Annotated in this window: 18 protein-coding genes; 11 read left to right on the forward strand and 7 right to left on the reverse strand. The window is 71.0% G+C overall.

Annotated features, from left to right (window positions below; translation table 11 throughout):
* Positions 1–116: 116 nt before the first annotated feature.
* The 5 genes from pth (at position 117) to cysN (ending at position 5,851) form a co-directional block, all read left to right on the forward strand.
* A complete protein-coding gene (gene pth, locus Drose_RS03875; protein WP_260726778.1) occupies positions 117–704 on the forward strand; it encodes an aminoacyl-tRNA hydrolase in 588 nt (195 codons plus the stop codon).
* Between the two features lie 130 nt (positions 705–834).
* Positions 835–2,847: a sugar transferase gene (locus tag Drose_RS03880; RefSeq protein ID WP_260726779.1), complete on the forward strand. Its 2,013-nt coding sequence runs from the start codon at positions 835–837 to the stop codon at positions 2,845–2,847.
* Complete coding sequence (locus Drose_RS03885; protein ID WP_260726780.1) at positions 2,848–3,636, forward strand: 3'(2'),5'-bisphosphate nucleotidase CysQ; 789 nt, start codon at positions 2,848–2,850, stop codon at positions 3,634–3,636. It begins immediately after the preceding gene.
* Between the two features lie 15 nt (positions 3,637–3,651).
* On the forward strand, positions 3,652–4,560 hold the full coding sequence (gene cysD / locus Drose_RS03890; RefSeq protein ID WP_260726781.1) for a sulfate adenylyltransferase subunit CysD: 909 nt from the start codon (positions 3,652–3,654) through the stop codon (positions 4,558–4,560).
* Positions 4,561–4,597: 37 nt separating this feature from the next.
* Positions 4,598–5,851 (forward strand): sulfate adenylyltransferase subunit CysN, encoded by a 1,254-nt coding sequence (gene cysN / locus Drose_RS03895; protein ID WP_260729607.1) that lies wholly within the window; start codon positions 4,598–4,600, stop codon positions 5,849–5,851.
* Positions 5,852–5,971: 120 nt separating this feature from the next.
* Here the strand turns inward: cysN and Drose_RS03900 are convergent, their stop codons facing one another.
* A complete protein-coding gene (locus Drose_RS03900) occupies positions 5,972–6,781 on the reverse strand; it encodes a hemolysin family protein (RefSeq protein ID WP_260726782.1) in 810 nt (269 codons plus the stop codon).
* An 83-nt stretch (positions 6,782–6,864) separates the two neighbouring features.
* Between Drose_RS03900 and galE the strand changes: the two genes are divergently transcribed.
* The gene (gene galE, locus Drose_RS03905) at positions 6,865–7,830 is read left to right on the forward strand and encodes a UDP-glucose 4-epimerase GalE (protein WP_260726783.1); all 966 of its coding nucleotides are present in this window, start codon (positions 6,865–6,867) and stop codon (positions 7,828–7,830) included.
* Between the two features lie 22 nt (positions 7,831–7,852).
* On the opposite strand, the gene Drose_RS03910 is transcribed toward galE, so the two are convergent.
* The 4 genes from Drose_RS03910 to Drose_RS03925 are packed head-to-tail and all read right to left on the reverse strand — an operon-like array spanning position 7,853 to position 11,476.
* The gene (locus tag Drose_RS03910; RefSeq protein ID WP_260726784.1) at positions 7,853–9,088 is read right to left on the reverse strand and encodes a sialidase family protein; all 1,236 of its coding nucleotides are present in this window, start codon (positions 9,086–9,088) and stop codon (positions 7,853–7,855) included.
* Complete coding sequence (locus tag Drose_RS03915) at positions 9,081–9,569, reverse strand: RNA polymerase sigma factor (RefSeq protein ID WP_260726785.1); 489 nt, start codon at positions 9,567–9,569, stop codon at positions 9,081–9,083. Before Drose_RS03915 ends, Drose_RS03910 begins: the two co-directional genes overlap by 8 nt.
* Positions 9,570–9,606: 37 nt before the next feature.
* The gene (locus Drose_RS03920) at positions 9,607–10,908 is read right to left on the reverse strand and encodes a beta propeller repeat protein (RefSeq protein WP_260726786.1); all 1,302 of its coding nucleotides are present in this window, start codon (positions 10,906–10,908) and stop codon (positions 9,607–9,609) included.
* The gene (locus Drose_RS03925; protein ID WP_260726787.1) at positions 10,898–11,476 is read right to left on the reverse strand and encodes an RNA polymerase sigma factor; all 579 of its coding nucleotides are present in this window, start codon (positions 11,474–11,476) and stop codon (positions 10,898–10,900) included. The genes Drose_RS03920 and Drose_RS03925 overlap by 11 nt, the downstream gene beginning before the upstream one ends.
* Before the next feature lie 75 nt (positions 11,477–11,551).
* Between Drose_RS03925 and trpS the strand changes: the two genes are divergently transcribed.
* Genes trpS through Drose_RS03945 form a run of 4 tightly spaced genes read left to right on the forward strand, consistent with a single transcriptional unit; the run spans position 11,552 to position 14,692 of the window.
* Positions 11,552–12,583 (forward strand): tryptophan--tRNA ligase, encoded by a 1,032-nt coding sequence (gene trpS, locus Drose_RS03930; RefSeq protein WP_390891320.1) that lies wholly within the window; start codon positions 11,552–11,554, stop codon positions 12,581–12,583.
* A gap of 1 nt (position 12,584) precedes the next feature.
* Entirely contained in the window at positions 12,585–13,112 is a 528-nt protein-coding gene (locus Drose_RS03935) for a 2'-5' RNA ligase family protein (protein ID WP_260726789.1), read from the forward strand.
* Between the two features lie 3 nt (positions 13,113–13,115).
* Positions 13,116–14,264, forward strand: a complete 1,149-nt coding sequence (locus Drose_RS03940) for a YihY/virulence factor BrkB family protein (RefSeq protein WP_260726790.1) — start codon at positions 13,116–13,118, stop codon at positions 14,262–14,264.
* A gap of 8 nt (positions 14,265–14,272) precedes the next feature.
* The gene (locus Drose_RS03945; RefSeq protein ID WP_260726791.1) at positions 14,273–14,692 is read left to right on the forward strand and encodes a hypothetical protein; all 420 of its coding nucleotides are present in this window, start codon (positions 14,273–14,275) and stop codon (positions 14,690–14,692) included.
* A gap of 27 nt (positions 14,693–14,719) precedes the next feature.
* Here Drose_RS03945 and Drose_RS03950 read toward each other — a convergent pair whose 3' ends face one another.
* Together Drose_RS03950 and Drose_RS03955 are read right to left on the reverse strand one after the other, a co-directional pair.
* Positions 14,720–16,201 carry a glycoside hydrolase family 13 protein gene (locus Drose_RS03950; protein WP_260726792.1) on the reverse strand — a complete coding sequence of 494 codons (1,482 nt, stop codon included), beginning with the start codon at positions 16,199–16,201 and terminating at the stop codon, positions 14,720–14,722.
* A gap of 254 nt (positions 16,202–16,455) precedes the next feature.
* Complete coding sequence (locus Drose_RS03955; protein ID WP_260726793.1) at positions 16,456–17,382, reverse strand: MerR family transcriptional regulator; 927 nt, start codon at positions 17,380–17,382, stop codon at positions 16,456–16,458.
* A gap of 58 nt (positions 17,383–17,440) precedes the next feature.
* Here Drose_RS03955 and Drose_RS03960 point away from each other — a divergent pair, with 58 nt between their 5' ends.
* Positions 17,441–17,788 carry a hypothetical protein gene (locus Drose_RS03960; protein ID WP_260726794.1) on the forward strand — a complete coding sequence of 116 codons (348 nt, stop codon included), beginning with the start codon at positions 17,441–17,443 and terminating at the stop codon, positions 17,786–17,788.
* Positions 17,789–17,843: the final 55 nt, after the last annotated feature.

Genomic DNA, 17,843 nt, shown 5'->3' on the forward strand with positions numbered 1-17,843 from the left:
TGTCGCGACCGGCCCGAGCCGCGCCGCCCTGCCGATCGCGGATCGGCGAACAGGTTCGACAGAAGGTCGCGGGCCGCCGGGATGGTGCCCGCGGCCTTCCCGCATGAGGAGACGCCGTGCCGGACACCGCGCCGTGGCTGGTCGTCGGGCTGGGAAACCCCGGGTCCGAATATGCGCGCCACCGCCACAACGTCGGCTTCATGGTGGCCGACCTGCTCGCCGATCGGACCGGGCTGCGCTTCAGCCGGCATCGGCGCGTCATGGCCGAGGTGGCCGAGGGGCGGCTGCGCGTCGGCGGACCGCGGCTCGTCCTGGTCAAGCCGCTCACCTACATGAACCTGTCCGGCGGGCCGGTCGCCGGCCTGGCGCAGTTCTACAAGGTGCCGGTCGACCAGATCATCGCCGTGCACGACGAGCTCGACGTGCCGTGGACTCAGCTACGCCTCAAGCAGGGCGGCGGCGAGGGCGGCCACAACGGGCTGCGCTCGATGTCGAGCTCGCTGGGAAGCAAGGACTACGTCCGGGTCCGGTTCGGGATCGGCCGGCCGCCCGGCCGGCAGAACCCCGCCGACTTCGTGCTCTCGGACTTCTCCAGCGTGGAGCGCAAGGAGCTGGACTTCTTCGTCGACCGCGCCGCGGACGCGGTCGAGATGGTAATCGACCGTGGTCTCGAACCGGCCCAGAATCAGTATCACGGGGCATAACGTCCCGGTTGTCCATGGTCCGTTTGTCCTGATCTGCCCCTGCCGTCCCGTGTGGTGCCGTGACGTATGTCCGGGTTGCACGTTGTACTCCAGGTCGCACCTTTTGTAAGGCGGACTGAGGAGGCGGACGATGGCGGTCGACAGCGGACGTACGCGGGACGGCTTCCACCGCCCTGCGCACCTGCGCCGCGAGGACCGCCACGGTTATCAGGCCCGCGAGAGCCGCCCGGCCAACCAGCGCCGGGACGCCGCGGCGCGCAACGTCCGCCAGGACGCCACGGCGACGGGCCCTCACGAGCACCGTGCCCAGGGGGTTCGTGGCGACGGCGGGCCGGGTGATCCCCACGCAGCGGCCCGGGCGCGAGACGGCGAGCACCGGTCGCCGAACGCCCGCGGCGGCGGGCGTCCGACCCAGGTCCGCCACGGAGACGCGGGGCACGAGGGCGCGGCCGACGGGCGCGCGCCGCGGATCCGGGCCGAGCGCCCGGTACAGGTCCGGCGGCCGAGCCCCATGCGGACCGCCGTCCGGCACGGGCGGGTGGACGGCGACGTGGGTGAGTCGCCCCGTGCGCGGGCCTCCACCGCTCCCGTGTCGCCCGCACCGGGGCCGCCCGTCCCGCCCGCCGAGGTGTCGCCGCAGCTCGCCGCCGAGGTCGAAGACGCCGTCCGCGGAGCCGCCGCGTTCGTGCCCGCCGGGGCGCCCGTCCTGGCACCGCCGGAGCCGGGCAACCGCGCCGCCCGGCACCGGGCCCGCTGGGCCTGGGAGGGACGGTACCTGCGGACGCTCCTCGTTCTCGATCTCGTCATCGGGTTCTTCGCCGGCTTCGTCGCCTTCGAGGTGCGCTTCGGCGTCGGGCTGACCAGCTACAACCTGCGGTACGCGCTGCTGAGCGCCCTCGTCCCGATCGCGTTCACCGCCGCGCTCGCCGTCAACCGGGCGTACGAGAAGCGCTACCTCTTCGTCGGTACCGATGAATATCAAAGGGTCCTGCGGGCCGGCCTGTCGCTGACCGCCGTGACGGTCTTCGTGGCCTACGCCGCGGAGTTCCAGATCGCCCGGGGCTGGTTCGTCGTCGCGGTGCCGCTGGTGACCTTCTCGTGCCTCGGCGGGCGGTTCGCCCTCCGGCAACTGCTCCACCGGGCCCGCAAGCAGCAGGGCGCCTGCATGCGGCGGGTGGTGGTGGTCGGCCACGAGCTCGCCGTCGAGGCGATGACCCGCCAGTTGTGCCGCGAGCGGTACCACGGCCTGAAGGTCGTCGGCGCCTGCCTCGCCGCCGAGGGCACCGTGTCCGGCGTGCCGGTGCTGGGGACGTTCGACCAGATCGCCGCGGCGGTCCGCACGGCGCGGGCCGACACCGTGCTGGTGCTGTCGTGCCCCGAGCTGGACGGCCACTCGCTCAGAAGGCTCGCGTGGCGCCTGGAGCGCGACGACATCGACCTCATCGTGGCCAGCACCCTGATCGACGTGGCCGGCAGCCGGACCACCATCCGGCCGGTCGACGGCCTGCCCATGCTTCACGTCGAGCACCCCACCCTGACCGGCGCTCGACGCCTGGTCAAGGCCATTTTCGACCGGATCGGGGCGCTCCTGCTGCTGATCCTCACGTCACCACTTCTGGCTGGTCTCGCGCTGGCCGTTCGCGCTGAGTCGAAGGGGCCGGTACTGTTCCGTCAGGTACGTGTGGGCAAAGACGGTCGCGAGTTCGTGATCTTCAAGTTTCGCACGATGCACCTGGACGCCGAAGCCCGCCTTGCTGAGCTGCGGCACCTCAACGAAGTCGACGGCGCGCTGTTCAAATTGCGCAACGACCCGCGGGTCACTCGCGTCGGACGGCTTCTGCGCAAGTTTTCACTCGACGAACTGCCGCAACTGCTCAATGTGCTCGGCGGCAGTATGTCACTGGTCGGGCCCCGCCCGCCGCTGCCGGAGGAGGTCGCCGTGTATCCGGACGACGCCCGGCGCCGGCTGGCCGTGCGGCCCGGGATGACCGGCCTCTGGCAGGTGTCCGGCAGGTCGGACCTATCGTGGGACGAAGCGGTCCGCCTCGACCTGCAGTATGTGGAGAATTGGTCACTGTCACTCGACCTGGTGATCATGCTGCGTACGTTGAGCGCGGTGACCCGAGGGGCTGGAGCGTACTGAATGAGCGATCTGCCACCCGCCACGGACGGCGGGTTCGCCCGCTGGCTCGCCCAGCGAGCCGGGGACCTGCTGCTCAAGCTGCGTGAGGAGATGGGCTACGCCGACCCTGACGCGTTGCGTAGGGCCGGTGACCGAATGTCGCATGAGCTGCTGATGGAGCAGTTGGGGCGGTGGCGCCCGGCCGACGCGGTGCTGTCGGAGGAGGGCGTGGACAGCGCCGCCCGGCTCGGGGCGGACCGGGTCTGGATCGTCGACCCGCTGGACGGCACCCGCGAGTTCGGGGAGGAAGGCCGAGCCGACTGGGCCGTCCACGTGGCGTTGTGGGGCAGGTCGTCGACGGCGCTCGAGAAGGGCGCCGGCCGGCTCGTCGCCGGCGCGGTCGCGCTCCCGGCCCAGCACTGCGTGCTGGGCAGCGACGCGCCGCCGCCGTTCCCGCCGATGCCGGGCGTGCAGGGCGAGCCGATCCGGCTGGCCGCGAGCCGCACCCGCCCGCCGGCGCTGCTGAGCGCGCTCGCCGGGAAACTTCCGGTCGAGCTCGTCCCGATGGGCTCGGCCGGCGCCAAGATCGCCGCCGTCATCGACGGGGCGGTCGACGCCTATGTGCACGCCGGCGGCCAGTACGAATGGGACTCCGCCGCCCCGGTTGCTGTGGCGGTCGCCACGGGCCTGCATGCTTCCCGTATCGACGGGACTACGTTGGAATACAACCAGCCCGACCCACGGCTACCAGATCTGGTGGTGTGTCGGAAGGCATTGGCGCCGCAACTGCTGGCCGCGATCAATAGCTGAAAGGTCCCCGTCAATATGAGCCGCGCCCCGTATCGCGTCTCCCACCTGGACGCTCTCGAGGCCGAGAGCCTGTTCGTCATGCGCGAGGTGGTCGCCGAGTTCGAGCGGCCCGTGCTGCTGTTCTCCGGCGGCAAGGACTCGATCGTGATGCTCCGGCTCGCCGAGAAGGCCTTCGCACCTGCCCGGATCCCGTTCCCGGTCATGCACGTCGACACCGGGCACAACTTCACCGAGGTCCTCGCCTACCGGGACCGCCGCGTCACCGACCTCAACGTGCAGTTGATCGTGGCGAGCGTCCAGGAGGCGATCGACAGCGGGCTGGTGCGCGAGTCGAACGACGGCATGCGCAACCGCATCCAGACGCCGGTGCTGCTCGACGCGATCGAGAAGTACCGCTTCGACTCGCTCTTCGGCGGTGCCCGCCGGGACGAGGAGAAGGCGCGGGCCAAGGAGCGGGTCTTCAGCTTCCGCGACGACTTCGGCCAGTGGGACCCGCGCAACCAGCGGCCCGAGCTGTGGGCGCTCTACAACGCGCGGATCGCGCCCGGCGAGTCGATCCGGGTGTTCCCGCTGTCCAACTGGACCGAGCTGGACGTCTGGCACTACATCGCCCGCGAGGGCATCGAGTTGCCGTCGATCTACTACGCCCATGACCGCGAGGTCGTCGACCGCGGCGGCATGCTCTACGCGATCAACGAGTTCCTGCCGCTGAAGGCCGGCGAGACGCCGTTCGTGGAGCGGGTGCGATACCGCACCGTCGGCGACGCCTCGTGCACCGCCGCCGTGCGCAGCGACGCCGACACCATCGACAAGGTCATCGACGAGGTCGCCGCGACCCGCATCACCGAGCGCGGCGCGACCCGCGGCGACGACAAGGTGAGCGAGGCGGCGATGGAAGATCGTAAGCGGGAAGGGTACTTCTGAGGTGACCGCTGTTCTGGAGACGCCGCAGCAGCGGCAGATGGACCTTCTCCGCTTCGCCACCGCGGGCTCCGTCGACGACGGCAAGTCGACCTTGATCGGGCGCCTGCTGTACGACTCGAAGGCCATCTTCGAGGACCAGCTCGAGGCCGTCGAGGCCACCTCCCGGTCCCGCGGCGACGAATACACCAACCTCGCGCTGCTCACCGACGGCCTGCGCGCCGAGCGTGAGCAGGGCATCACGATCGACGTCGCCTACCGGTACTTCGCGACCCCGCGGCGGAAGTTCATCATCGCCGACACCCCGGGGCATATCCAGTACACGCGCAACATGGTCACCGGTGCCTCGACCGCCGATCTCGCGCTGATCCTGGTCGACGCCCGCAAGGGCCTGGTCGAGCAGTCCCGCCGCCACGCGTTCCTGTGCTCGTTGCTGCGCGTGCCGCACCTGGTGCTCTGCGTCAACAAGATGGACCTCGTCGACTACTCGCAGGAGGTCTTCGAGCGGATCGCCGACGAGTTCACGTCGTTCGCGGCGAAGCTCGAGGCGCCCGATCTGACCGTCATCCCGATCTCCGCGCTGCACGGTGACAACCTGGTCACCCGCAGTGAGAAGATGTCGTGGTACGAGGGGCCGTCGCTCCTGCACCACCTGGAGCACGTGCACATCGCCTCCGATCGCAACCTGGTCGACGTGCGCTTTCCGGTGCAGTACGTGATCCGTCCCCAGTCGACGGTCGTCTCCGACTACCGCGGCTACGCGGGTCAGATCGCGTCCGGCGTCATGAAGCCGGGTGACGAGATCATGGTCCTGCCCTCCGGCTTCACCACGCGCATCACGCACATCGAGACGGCCGACGGCCCGATCCAGGAGGCCTACCCGCCGATGTCGGTGACGATCCGGCTGGCCGACGAGATCGACATCGCGCGCGGCGACATGATCTGCCGCCCGAACAACGCGCCGGCGGTCGCCCAGGACATCGAGGCGATGATCTGCTGGATGGACGAGACCCGCCCGCTGTCGGTCGGCGGGAAGTACGCGATCAAGCACACCACCCGATCGGCCCGCACCGTGGTCCGCGGCCTGCAATACCGGCTCGACGTCAACACGCTGCACCGCGACGAGTCCGCGACCGGACTGGCGCTCAACGAGATCGGCCGGGTGCGCCTGCGGACGACGGTCCCGCTCCTCGCCGACGAGTACCGCCGCAACCGGACCACCGGGGGCTTCATCATCATCGACGAGGCGACCAACCGCACGGTCGGCGCGGGAATGATCATCGAGGCGGCCTAGCGCCGCCGCCACTGCCGCGCGTCGATCTTGCAATTGTGGTGCCTGACAAGCCGGGCATTCAGGGAGTGTCACGGCACCAGAACCGCAAGATCGGCGAGGGTGGATCCGGGGGACGCCGCGCTAGCTGGGGGAGCGGGGCGGCGGGGCCGGCCGGGCGATCGACACCCGGGCCACCCGCCGGCCCTCCACCGTGCTCACGTGCAGGTGCCAGCCGTTGTGGCGGACCGAGTCGCCGGCCTTCGGCACCTTGCCGAGGCGGGCCATCAGGAACCCGGCCACCGTCTCGTAGGGCCCGGCCGGCAGCGTGAGGCCGGTGCGCTCGGCCAGGTCGGCGAGGTTGAGCCGGCCGTCGACCTCGTCGATGCCCGGCCGTTTGGTGGCCGGCGACGGGGGAGCGTCGTACTCGTCGTGGATCTCGCCGACGAGTTCCTCGATCAGGTCCTCCAGGGTGACGATGCCGGCCGTCCCGCCGTATTCGTCGACGACCACCGCCAGGTGGTGGCCGCTGCGGCGCATCTCCGACAGGGCCTCCAGCACACGCTTGCTGGCCGGCAGGCGGTGCACCTCGCGGGTCAGGTGCCGCAGCGTCAGGCCCGGGTCGACGGAGGGCGGCAGCGTCAGGTCGCGCACGTGGACGAAGCCGAGGACGTCGTCCTGGTCGCCGTCGATGACGGGAAAGCGGGAGTGCCTGGCGCGCCGTACCAGAACGATCGCCTCGGCGACGGTGAGCTGTGCGTCGAGGAAGACCACCTCGGTGCGCGGGACCATGACCTCGCGGACGTGTCCGGTGCCGGTGTTGACCGCGATGAGGGAGCGCAACTCGGCCTCGCTGATCCGGAGATCCGCCGGAGTGGCGTGAAGGCGGCTGGCCCAACGGTTCAACAGGGCAGCGACAGCCTGCCGTATGGTTCCGGGGGCAGGCTCCGGCATGGACGGATTGTAGGCATCCGGCTCCCGGTCATTCACCGGCGAAGTGTAAATTTGTGGTTCTCGATGACTTTGTGGAGGTGAGCGTGAGACTGCTCGTGACCGGTGGTGCCGGTTATATCGGCAGCGTCGTGACCGCGCTACTGCTCGACGCCGGGCATGACGTCACGGTTCTCGACGATCTCTCGACAGGTCATCAGGAGGCGGTGCCGCCCGCCGCCGCCTTTGTCCGCGGCCGCGTCCACGAGGCGATCGGCGACGTGCTCACGCCCGACTTCGACGGCGTCCTGCACTTCGCCGCCTTCATCGCGGCCGGTGAGAGCGTGCAGAAGCCGGAGAAGTACTGGGACAACAACGCGGTCGGCACGCTGAAGCTGCTCGACGCTATGCGCGCCGCCGGGGTCCGCAGGCTGGTCTTCTCCTCGACGGCCAACATCTACGGCGACCCCGACGAGGTGCCGATCCCGGAGACGGCGACGGTGCGCCCGCCCAACCCGTATGCGACGTCGAAGCTCGCCGCCGACCACGCCCTCACGGGCGAGGCGATCGGCCACGGCCTGTCGGCGGTCAGCCTGCGGTACTTCAACGTGGTCGGGGCGCTGCACCGCGAGGACGGCTCCATGATCGGCGAGCGGCACGACCCGGAGACCCACCTCATCCCGATCGCGCTGCAGGTCGCGGCCGGCCGACGGGAAAAGTTGCAGCTCTTCGGCGACGACTACGACACGCCGGACGGCACGAACATCCGCGACTACATCCACGTCGCCGACCTGGGCACCGCCCACCTGCTGGCGCTCGGCACGATGGACGGCCCCGGCCATCGGATCTACAACCTGGGCAACGGCACCGGCTTCTCCAACCGCCAGGTCGTCGACGTGGTGCGCGAGGTGACCGGCCACCCGATCCCGGTGGAGATGGCGCCGCGCCGCCCCGGTGACCCGGCCCAGTTGGTCGCCTCGTCGGACAAGGCCAAGCGCGAGCTCGGCTGGCGCCCGCAGCACGTCGAGCTGGCCACGATGGTTCACGACGCGTGGGCCTTCCTGCGCCCCTGACCGGTCGTCGTCTCCCCGGTCGTTACTGGGCGTCGAGCTTCTGCCAGGTGGAGCCGTCGACCGAGAACGCCGTGTAGATCGCCGACATCTCGTAGGCCACGTAGCCGGCCTGGGTCCGCGCCAGGCGGTTCGTCGGGTGCAGGCCCGCGAGGCGGTGCCAGGTCGCGCCGCGGTCCCCGGAGACCAGCCAGTGCCCCGCGCCGTCGACGATTAACAGCCTGCCGTCGAGCAGCGGCACCGGATCGCCCCCGATCGTCGCCTGGCCGGCGGTCGGGTTCACCGAGCCGAACGTGGCGCCGCCGTCGACCGACGACACCACGCCGAGCAGCCGGGCCGGGCTTGTGTCCGGGTCGACCACCACGGCGAACACGTCCCGGCCCTGCGTCACCGTGCGGGCCTGGCCCGTGCCGGGGAAGGTCGTCATGTTCCAGTTGGCGCCGCCGTCACGTGAGACCGCCAGCGCCGGTTGGCCGGCGGACCGCCCGCCGACCCACCAGGAGCCGTCGCCGCCGACGACGGGGGCCGTCCAGCACACGTCGAGCCCCCGCGGCTGCCGTGGCGGCGCCACGAGCCCCTCCGGAGTCACCGCCAGGACCCGGCGGCCGCACGGCGCCGAGCCGACCGTGAACAGGTGCGCGGTGCTCGGCAGCGGCGCCGCGCCGTCGCCGGCCGGGACGGTCCGCTGGCCGGTGTCCCACGTCTCGCCGTCGGTGCTCGTCGACAGCACCGGCGTCGGGCCCGCACCGAGCAGCGCGATCCGCGCCGGCGCGCCGGTCACGACCATCGTCGGCACCGCGTCGGCGGCGGTGGAGGCCAGCGGGCCGGGTGCGCGCCGCGTGCGCCAGGTCCGGCCGCCGTCCGTGGTCGCGCTGACCCAGGTCGTACAACTCGTCGTGCCTTGGCACTCGGCGCTCAGCAGGAAACCGCGGTCCGCGTCGAGGAACTCCACGTCGCGGACCTTCCCCGGGAGGTCCGTCGGCAGGTGGGGCAGGCCGTTGACGGTGATGTCCTCGGCGGTCCAGACGCCGGCCGGGCCGCTGGCGGCGGGCTGGTCGGGCGGCGGCTGATCCTCGCCGGTGACCGTCACCGCCACGCCGGCGAGCACCAACCCTACGACGGCGCAGGCCGCGCCGGCCCGGCCGAGCCGCCGCCGGCGCCGCAGCACGTTCGCCCGGGCGGCGATCACCGAGAGCGGTGGCTGCTCGATGTCGAGCCGGTCCCGCTCCGCGCGCAACCGGACCTCCAGTTGGTCAGGCACTGGTCACCTCGGCTCGATACCCGGGCAGCAGCGCGGCGAGCGCCGCCCGCCCGCGGGCCAGCCGCGACTTCACGGTGCCGGACGGCACGCTCAGCGCGGCGGAGATCTCGTCCACGCTGAGGTCGGCGTAGTAGTGCAGCACGATGACCTCCCGGTAGTTGCGTGGTATGGCGTCGAGCGCCTGGGTCAGGTCGGTGCGGTCGGGCTCGGGGCCGGTCTGCGTGAGCGTGGCCCGCTCCCGGAGCAGGATCAGGTCGAGGACCTTGCGTCGCCGCCACCGCCGCCGCACGACGTTGAGCGCGACGGTGCGCAGCCAGGCCTCGGGGTTGTCGATGCCGGTGAACCCGCCGGGGCGCGCGACCGCCCGCGCGAACGCCTCCTGCACGACGTCCTGCGCCTCGGTCAGGTCCGCGGTGAACGCGTAGAGCTGCGTGACCAGCCTGCGGTAACAGGCGTGGTACACCTCTGCCACGTCGCTCACGCTGTTCACGATCCCCCGGGTGGCTCCCCGGTTCCCGTCAGTTCGGAAGAACAGTTGCCGACAGGGTGGCCTCTTGCCATTTCCGCGCGTCCTGCGACACCCGTGCCGGCTCGCCGAGGGTCGCGTAGCCGTTGTCGAGCGCGGTGAGCGAGCCACCGGGCCCGGCGACGACGTCGAAGCGCTCGCCGTCGATGCTCTCCAGGTAGACCGTCTCGGTGTTGCCCTGGACCCACACGAGCACCGAGCGGTCCGGGCGGACCAGCGCGCCGAAGTCGCGGTCCTTGAGCGCGTTGTCCGCGTTGAGCGGTGCGGGCAACTCGATCTTGGTCTTGGACTCGGCCCAGTTGAGGCCGCCGTCGGTGGTGCGGAAGAGCCGGATGCCCTTGGCGTGCCGCACGAAGGCGTACGCCGTACGGCCGTCGAGCGTCGCCAGCGTCGGCACGTCGAGGCCGGCCGGCCCGTCGAGCGTGTGCGCGATCCAGGTGCGGCCCTGGTCGCGGCTCACCGAGACGCTGGGTGCGCCGGTGTACAGGTCGGCGCCGGTCACCCACCAGCCGGCGGCGGCGGACAGCTTGCCGACGACGGTCCGCCGTGCCATCGGTGGCTGACTGACGAGCAGGCTCAGCGCGCCGTCGCTCTGCCGCACGCCGAAGAGATCGCCGTACTGCACGAGCTGCACCACACGGTCCGTGCCGCCGAGCGGGAGCCGCTCGGCGGGACCGACCACCGGCGCGGCGGTGGTCTGATCCGGCAGCGGCGTCGCGGACGCCTCGTCGAGCTTGAACCGGACAGCGGTGCGCGAACCACCGCTCACCTCGCCGCTGAGCAGGAACGTCGTGGGGGAGACGCGGATCAGTTCGACGTGGTCGAGTTTGTCCAGCGGGCTCTGCCGGAGCGCGTCGAGCACGAACGGGGCACGCCGTTGGGCGGCGTCCTCCCGCAGCGTGACCACCTGGAGGCTGCACCGGCGGTTCTGCGGCACCTCCACGCAGACGTCGACCGCGGCGATCACCCCGTCGGGCAGGTCGCCGGCCGCGGCGCGCACCGTCGTCGTCGACGCGTAGCGACTGGTGGCCGACGCCGGGGCCGAGGGGGAGACCGACCACGGTTCGGCGAGATCGGGGTTGGGCCCGAGGACCGCCGGGGTGGGCCGGCCGAACACGCCGGCCAGCGCGACCGGCGCGAACACGGCGAGCGTGCCGACCAGCGCACCGACCACGGCCATCCGGTCGCGCATCCGCACCCGGCCCGCGCGGCGATGGAGCGTGCTGAAGTCGGGGAGCCAGGTGGCCGCCTCGACCTGCGCGCGGAGTGCGCGGAAGTCCAGCTCAGGGCGCATCGCGCACCTCCTGCTGGACCGGCTCGGGCTCCGGGACGACCGGTCGGCGCCGCGGCGCCTCGGGCACGTTCTCGGCGTCGCTGAGCAGCGTGGCGAGCATGGCGCGGCCCCGCGACAGGCGTGCCTTGACCGTTCCCACGGGCACACCCAGCGTGTCGGCAACCTCGTGCACCGACATGTCGGCCAGGTGATGCAGCACGATCGTCTCCCGGGTGGCCTGCGACAACTGTTGCAGCGCGGCGACCAGGGCGACCCGGTTGGGATCGACGCCGGGCACGCTTTCCACGGGACGGGCGACCCGGCCGCTGCGCACCAGTGTGTCGAACAGGCGGCGGCGCCGCCAGCGGGTCCGTGCCAGGTTCATCGCGACCGTGCGCAGCCAGGCCTCCGGGTCGGCGACGTCGAGGAACTGCCGCGGACGGGCGAGCGCCCGCGCGTAGGCCTCCTGGACGAGGTCCTGTGCCTCGGCGTGGTCGCCGGTGAGCGCATACAGGGCGGCGACGAGCCGGCGGTAGTGCGCCTGGTACGCATCGCGCACCGCTTCGCGCGCTTCCAGCTCCTCGCCCACGCCGTGCCACCTCCCTTGTTCCGTTACGCTCACCAGACAGACGCCTGTGCGGCGCTTCCGGTTGCGCCTGACAGAATGGCCGACATGTCGTCTCCCGCCCGACCGCGCGTGCTCTCCGGGATCCAGCCCACTGCCGACTCGTTCCATTTGGGCAACTATCTCGGTGCTCTGCGGAACTGGGTCGCCATGCAGGAGACCCATGACGCGTTCTACTGCGTGGTCGACCTGCATGCGATCACCGCCGGCCACGACCCCGCGCTGCTACGCAAGCGCACCCGGGTCAGCGCGGCGCAGTTGCTCGCCGTCGGCCTCGACCCGGAGCGGTGCACGCTGTTCGTGCAGAGCCACGTGCCCGAGCACGCGCAGCTCGGCTGGGTGATGGGGTGCATCACCGGTTTCGGCGAGGCCAGCCGGATGACACAGTTCAAGGACAAGTCGCAGCGGCAGGGCGCCGACCGCTCCAGCGTCGGCCTGTTCACCTACCCGATCTTGCAGGCCGCCGACATCCTGCTCTACCAGGCCGACGCCGTGCCGGTCGGCGAGGACCAGCGGCAGCACCTGGAGCTGACGCGCGACCTGGCGCAGCGGTTCAACACCATGTTCGGTCAGACGTTCACGGTGCCCGCGCCGCACATCATCAGGGACACGGCGAAGATCACCGACCTCCAGGAGCCGACGGCGAAGATGTCCAAGTCGGCGTCGACGGCCAACGGCCTCATCGAGCTGCTGGAAGACCCCGCCAAGGCGGCCAAGAAGATCAAGTCGGCGGTCACCGACACCGGTCGCGAGATCGTCTTCGACCAGGAGCACAAGCCCGGCGTCGCCAACCTGCTCACGATCTACGCCGCGCTGACCGGCCGGACGATCGAGGAGCTGGTCGATGCGTACGAGGGCAAGGGCTACGGCGACCTGAAGAAGGACCTCGCCGAGGTGGTCAAGGAGTTCCTCCGGCCGATCCAGGAGCGCACCAACGCCTATCTCGACGACCCCGCACAGCTCGACAAGCTGCTCGCGATCGGCGCGGAGAAGGCCCGTGCCGTGGCGGGGCCGACGCTCAAGGCCGTGTACGACCACATCGGGTTCCTCGCGCCCGGTGCCGCACACTGAGGTGGACAAAACCACCATCGGTGTCGCGATCGACATCCCGGACCCGTGGGGCGGTGAGCTGACCGCCGCCCGGCTGGCCGCCGGGGATCCGGTCGCCGCCTACGTGCCCGCCCACGTGACGCTGCTCGGCCCGACCGAGATCGCGGCCGGCGACCTGCCGGCGATCGACCGGCACCTGGCCGAGGTCGCGGCCGAGCACAAGGCGTTCACCGTGCGGCTGCGCGGCACCGGAACGTTCCGGCCGGTGACCCAGGTGGTGTTCGTCGCGGTCGCGGCCGGGATCAGCGAGTGCGAGCAGCTCCACGCGGCGGTGCTGTCGGCCGACGCGATCCGGGCGACGGTGCGGTTCCCGTACCACCCCCATGTGACGGTCGCCCACGACGTCGCGTCGGACCGGCTCGACGCCGCCTTCACCGAGCTGGCGGGGTACGAGGCGTCGTTCGCGGTCGGCGGCTTCACGCTGTTCGAACACGTCGACGGGGGACGGTGGCGACCCTATGCGGAGTACCGCCTCGCGGCGGACGATTGAGGGGTGAGCCTGCTCGACCGGCTGGAGGCCGGGTTCGATCGCGCGGTGGCCGCCGGGCGGCGCCGCTCGCGGGTGTTCGACCACGTCTGGCGGGCACAGCAGCGGTACTTCGACGTGGACGCCGCCCGGCTCGCCGCGGCGACGGCGTACTACGGCTTCTTCGCCGTCTTCGCCATGGCGGTCGTGGCGTTCTTCATCCTGGGCCGGGTGCTCGGCGGCAACCCGGCGGTCGTCGATCGCGTCCAGGTGTACCTCCGGGCCAACCTGCCGCAGCTACAGGCCGACGAGATCTTCGCCGGCAGCCAGCAGATCGGCCTCATCGCGCTGGTCGGCCTGATCATCGCCGGCGTCGGCTGGGTGGAGAACCTGCGCTCCTCACAGCGGGCGCTCTGGCAGTTGCAGGAGCATCCCGGCAACCCGATCGTGCGGTGGCTGGTCGACCTGGGCGTGCTCGTGGCCCTGGGCCTGCTGCTGCTCATCTCGGTCGGCATCTTCGCCGGCGTCCAGGAGCTGCTGTACTGGCTGGCCGGCGACTTCGAGCAGGACCCGATCCGCGTCGCACTGCGCGGCACGGCGACGCTGCTGTCGGGGATCGTCGACCTCATCCTCGGCGCGGCCCTGCTGGCCGGCGTGCCCCGCCTGCGCATGTCGCTGCGGCGGCTGTGGCCGTCGGCGTTGCTCTTCGCCATCGGGCTCGGGCTGCTCAAGACGGTGGGGAAGCTGTACATCACCCGCGCGGAGCACAACCCCGCGTACCAGTTGGTCGCGGGCACGATCGGGCTGCTGCTCTACATGTACCTGCTGCACCAGTTGCTGCTCTTCGCCGCGGCGCTGGCCGCGACCAGCCCGCACGGCCGGGTCAAGGACCTGGCGGGCGGCGAGCCGCGCGGCGACGTGAATGCCGCGGTCCGCGCCGCTCAGTTGGTGGAGGAGGCGGCGGAGACGACCGAACGTGCGGCGGAGACGGTACGGTCGGCTCTCCCGTCGACCGCTCCTTCCGCCGCCTCGCCTTCCGCCGCCTCGCCGTCCGCTGCGGCCGCTCGGCCTGCCACGGCCGCTTCTTCCGCCGCCGCCGCGGCGGCGGCCGAGATGGCACGCCGGATCGTTTCTTCCGGCGGTTCGACGCCGGTCGAGCGCCGCGACCCGTCATGATGGGCGCCGTGGGTGCACTCGTGACTTTGGACCTGCCGGCCGACGCGCCGGCGCTGACCCTGCCGTGGATCATCACCTTCGGCCCGCTCGACGACGAGGAAGAGTGGGAGCCGGTCGTCTGCGGCCCCTACGAAAGGGCGCACGCACTGGCGCTCGCGGAGGCGGTGGTGGCCGACGAAGACCTGATGGCCGTCGTCGAGCCGCTCCAGCCACACGTGACGGTCGCCCAGATCCAGGGCGACATCGCCGCGGCCCGGATGGCCGCCGAGAACGAGGACGTGGAGACGGCGGCGCTCGACGCCGAGCTTGCGGACACCGAGTACCACGACCACGACCACGGCGAGGACGAGGACCACACGCACGAGCCGCCGTCGGTCGACGAGATCCGTGCGGGCTTCGCCCGGATCGCCGCCAAGCTCACGTCCTGACCATCGTCCCGCGGGACACCGCCGGTCTCAGCCGGTGGTGTCCCGCGGCAGCCACACCGTCGTGTCGGGCGGCAGCAGCTCGTCGACCGGCGAGCTGGCGAGGATCGGCGGGCCGGGCAGCGGGACCGCCGACCCGCTCAGGTTCGCCGCCACCACCAACTGCTCGGTCTCGAAGCACAACACGCCCTCCGGCGCCGGCCGCCAGGCCAGTCGGTGTGCCGGTCGGCGCAGGCTGAGCGCCCGGCGATAGAGGTTGAGCATCGAGTCGGGATCGTCCCGCTGCGCCTCCACGGTCGACGCGGCCCACTCACGGGGCATCGGCAGCCAGGCCCGCTCCGACGGTCCGAACCCGAACGGCGGTGTGTCACGCTCCCAAGGCAGCGGCACCCGGCAGCCGTCCCGGCCGGTCAGCTTGCCCCCGGAGCGGATCCGCTGCGGGTCGAGCCGCAGCTCGTCGGGCAGGTCGAGCACCTCGGACAGCCCGAGTTCCTCACCCTGGTAGATGTACGCCGAACCGGGCAGGCCCAGCATCAGCAGCGCGGCCGCCCGGGCCCGCCGCAGGCCGACGACCCCGTCCCCGAAGCGGGTGACGTGCCGCTGCCGGTCGTGGTTCGACAGCACCCAGGTGGCGGGCGCCCCGACCAGCCCGGCGGCCTCGATCGAGGCGTCGATGACCCGCCGCAAGGTCGCCGGCTCCCACGGCGCCTCGAGAAAATCGAAGTTGAACGCCTGGTGCAGTTCGTCCCCGGCGACGTATCGCGCCACCCGCTCCGGCGTGGAGTCGAACACCTCGGCGACGGCCATGCGCTGCCCGGGGTAGGAGTCGAGGATCCTTCGCCAGCCGCGGTAGATCTCGTGCACCTCCTCCTGGTCGAAGTACGGCAGGACGGCCTGTCCGGCGACGTCCGGCAGTCCTTCGGCCTTGACCATTCCGTGTGCCACGTCGACGCGGAATCCGTCGACGCCGCGGTCCAGCCAGAATCGGAGAATGGCGTCGAACTCCTTGCCGACCTGTGGATTTCGCCAATTCAGGTCGGGCTGGCCGGGGTCGAACAGGTGCAGGTACCAGTGCCCGTCCGCGACGCGGGTCCAGGCCGGGCCGCCGAACAGCGACTGCCAGTCGTTGGGCGGTCCGTCCCCGCGCCCTTCGGCGAAGATGTACCGGTCGCGCAGTCCTTGCTGGAACCACGGGTGTAGATCGGAAGAATGGTTCGGGACGATGTCGACGATGACGCGCAGCCCGATGCGGTGCGCCTCGGCGAGCAGGTCGTCAAAATCGCGCAGGGTGCCGAAGATCGGGTCGACGGCACAATAGTCGGCGACGTCGTATCCTCCGTCGACCATCGGCGACCGGTAGAACGGCGACAGCCAGACGGCGTCCACCCCGAGGTCCGCCAGGTAGCTCAACCGGCCGGTGATGCCCGGAAGGTCCCCGACACCGTCACCGTTGGAGTCCGCGAAACTGCGCGGGTAAACCTGGTAAATCACCGCACTTCGCCACCATTCCACGCCGCCACGCTAGCGTCTCAGCCCTGCCGTGGAAGCTCTTTCGCCTGCTGAGACGTGTTGGCCAGGCGATATTTCCGCTGTATGGTCCTAACCCGCCGCCAGGCCGCTCCATCTCATGATCATGGGAAAGAGGTGGCTGCCCCGATAGCCAGATCTTTCCCATGATCATGAGGTCGAACTGCACGGCGGCGGATTGTGGCGGAACGTGGGCCGGTCGGCACACCTCGGCGGCGACGGCGCCCAGGCCCCGGTGATCACGGCAACCGGTGGGCGTGCACCGCTGACAGGAACCACGACCAGCGGTGCGTCGTCGTCGGCACCGGGGGCCAGTCGTTGATCACGGCCATCAGTTGCCAGTACCGCTCGGCCCGCGGGTCGATCGAGAGCTCCAGCGCCTCGATGATCTCCGCCCGGTAAGCGGCGTCGGCGTGGCGGCCGGTGCCGGTCGCCCAGCGTTCGAGCACCTCGGAGACCACCGGTGCCGCGTCCGGCGACTCCGGGGTCACGCCCCGGTCCATGGCCCCGGCGATGAGGTCCGTGAACCAGGTGATCTCCGACCAATCGGTCGGGACCGCGCGCGGGGTGGCGGCCGTGAAGCTGCGTCGGCTCATCTCGCGCAGCCTCGCCCGGAAGTCGGGCTCACGCACCATCTCGGCGAGCTCTATCCACGCGTCGACCTGCTCGTCGGTGGGGTCGTCGGGCAGGTCCGCGGAGACACTGCGCATCCTGGCCGAGAACTCGGCGGCCTCGGGGGAGCCCGGCACGTCGGTGAAGATGCTGTCGAAGAACTCGTCGATGACGCGTTGCCGCTCGTCGGCACTGGCCTGGGCGATCCTCGTCATCCGCTCGAGCTCCTCGGGTGAGGGGTCGCGGCGGGCCGCCGCGCGCAGAGCCGCCCGGCGCAGGCGCAGCACCCGGATCTGGACCCCGATGGCCTCGGCGTGCGCGGCGGCGACGCTGGCCAGGTCGACGTCCCGGTCGAGGACCCGGCGGATGGTCGCGATGTCGAGGCCCAGCTCGCGCAGGGTGCGGACGAACTCCAGCCGGACGAGGGACGCGTGGTCGTATCGCCGGTAGTTGGCCCGTGACCGTTCCGCCTCCGGCACCAGGCCGACGTCCGAGTAGTACCGGATCGTCTTCACCGGCAGCCCGGTCAGGCGCGACAGCTCCCCGATGTTCATGTAGCCCAGAGTGGACCCTCCAGTGGGTGGAGGGTCAACGAGCCGCTACGTTGCGGTGGTGGAACCTCTCCGGCTGATTCTTCTCTACGCCCACCTGATCGGGTTCGCCCTCCTGCTGGGTGGCGCCGTCACGCAGTACATCTCGAAGCACATCCGCATCAACAGCGCCATGGTGTGGGGTGCGACGATCCAGGTCTTGACCGGGATCGCGCTGGCCGCTCCGCTGCGGGGCGGCGGCGATGCCGAGCCGGCGCCGGCCAAGCTGGTCGTGAAGGCTGTGATCGGGATCGCGATCTTCGTGATGGCCTTCTTCTCCCGCAAGCGAGAGGTGGTCAACACCGGCCACTTCACGGCTCTCGTTGGATTAACGCTCGTTAACGCCGCGGTTGCGGTCTTTTGGAGGTAAACCGCGTGTTGCAAGATCCATCTCGGTAAGTCGGCGCGACCGCCGGCACGTCACG

The sequence above is a fragment of the Dactylosporangium roseum genome, assembly GCF_025264685.1.
In the GTDB taxonomy this organism is placed as follows: Bacteria; Actinomycetota; Actinomycetes; order Mycobacteriales; family Micromonosporaceae; genus Dactylosporangium; species Dactylosporangium roseum.

Coding starts and splice junctions, on each gene's coding strand:
- Drose_RS03880 (WP_260726779.1), top strand. CDS start 835: ATGGCGGTCGACAGCGGACGTACGCGGGACGGCTTCCACCGCCCTGCG.
- Drose_RS03885 (WP_260726780.1), top strand. CDS start 2,848: ATGAGCGATCTGCCACCCGCCACGGACGGCGGGTTCGCCCGCTGGCTC.
- cysD (WP_260726781.1), top strand. CDS start 3,652: ATGAGCCGCGCCCCGTATCGCGTCTCCCACCTGGACGCTCTCGAGGCC.
- cysN (WP_260729607.1), top strand. CDS start 4,598: ATGGACCTTCTCCGCTTCGCCACCGCGGGCTCCGTCGACGACGGCAAG.
- Drose_RS03900 (WP_260726782.1), bottom strand. CDS start 6,781: ATGCCGGAGCCTGCCCCCGGAACCATACGGCAGGCTGTCGCTGCCCTG.
- Drose_RS03920 (WP_260726786.1), bottom strand. CDS start 10,908: ATGCGCCCTGAGCTGGACTTCCGCGCACTCCGCGCGCAGGTCGAGGCG.
- trpS (WP_390891320.1), top strand. CDS start 11,552: ATGGCCGACATGTCGTCTCCCGCCCGACCGCGCGTGCTCTCCGGGATC.
- Drose_RS03955 (WP_260726793.1), bottom strand. CDS start 17,382: ATGAACATCGGGGAGCTGTCGCGCCTGACCGGGCTGCCGGTGAAGACG.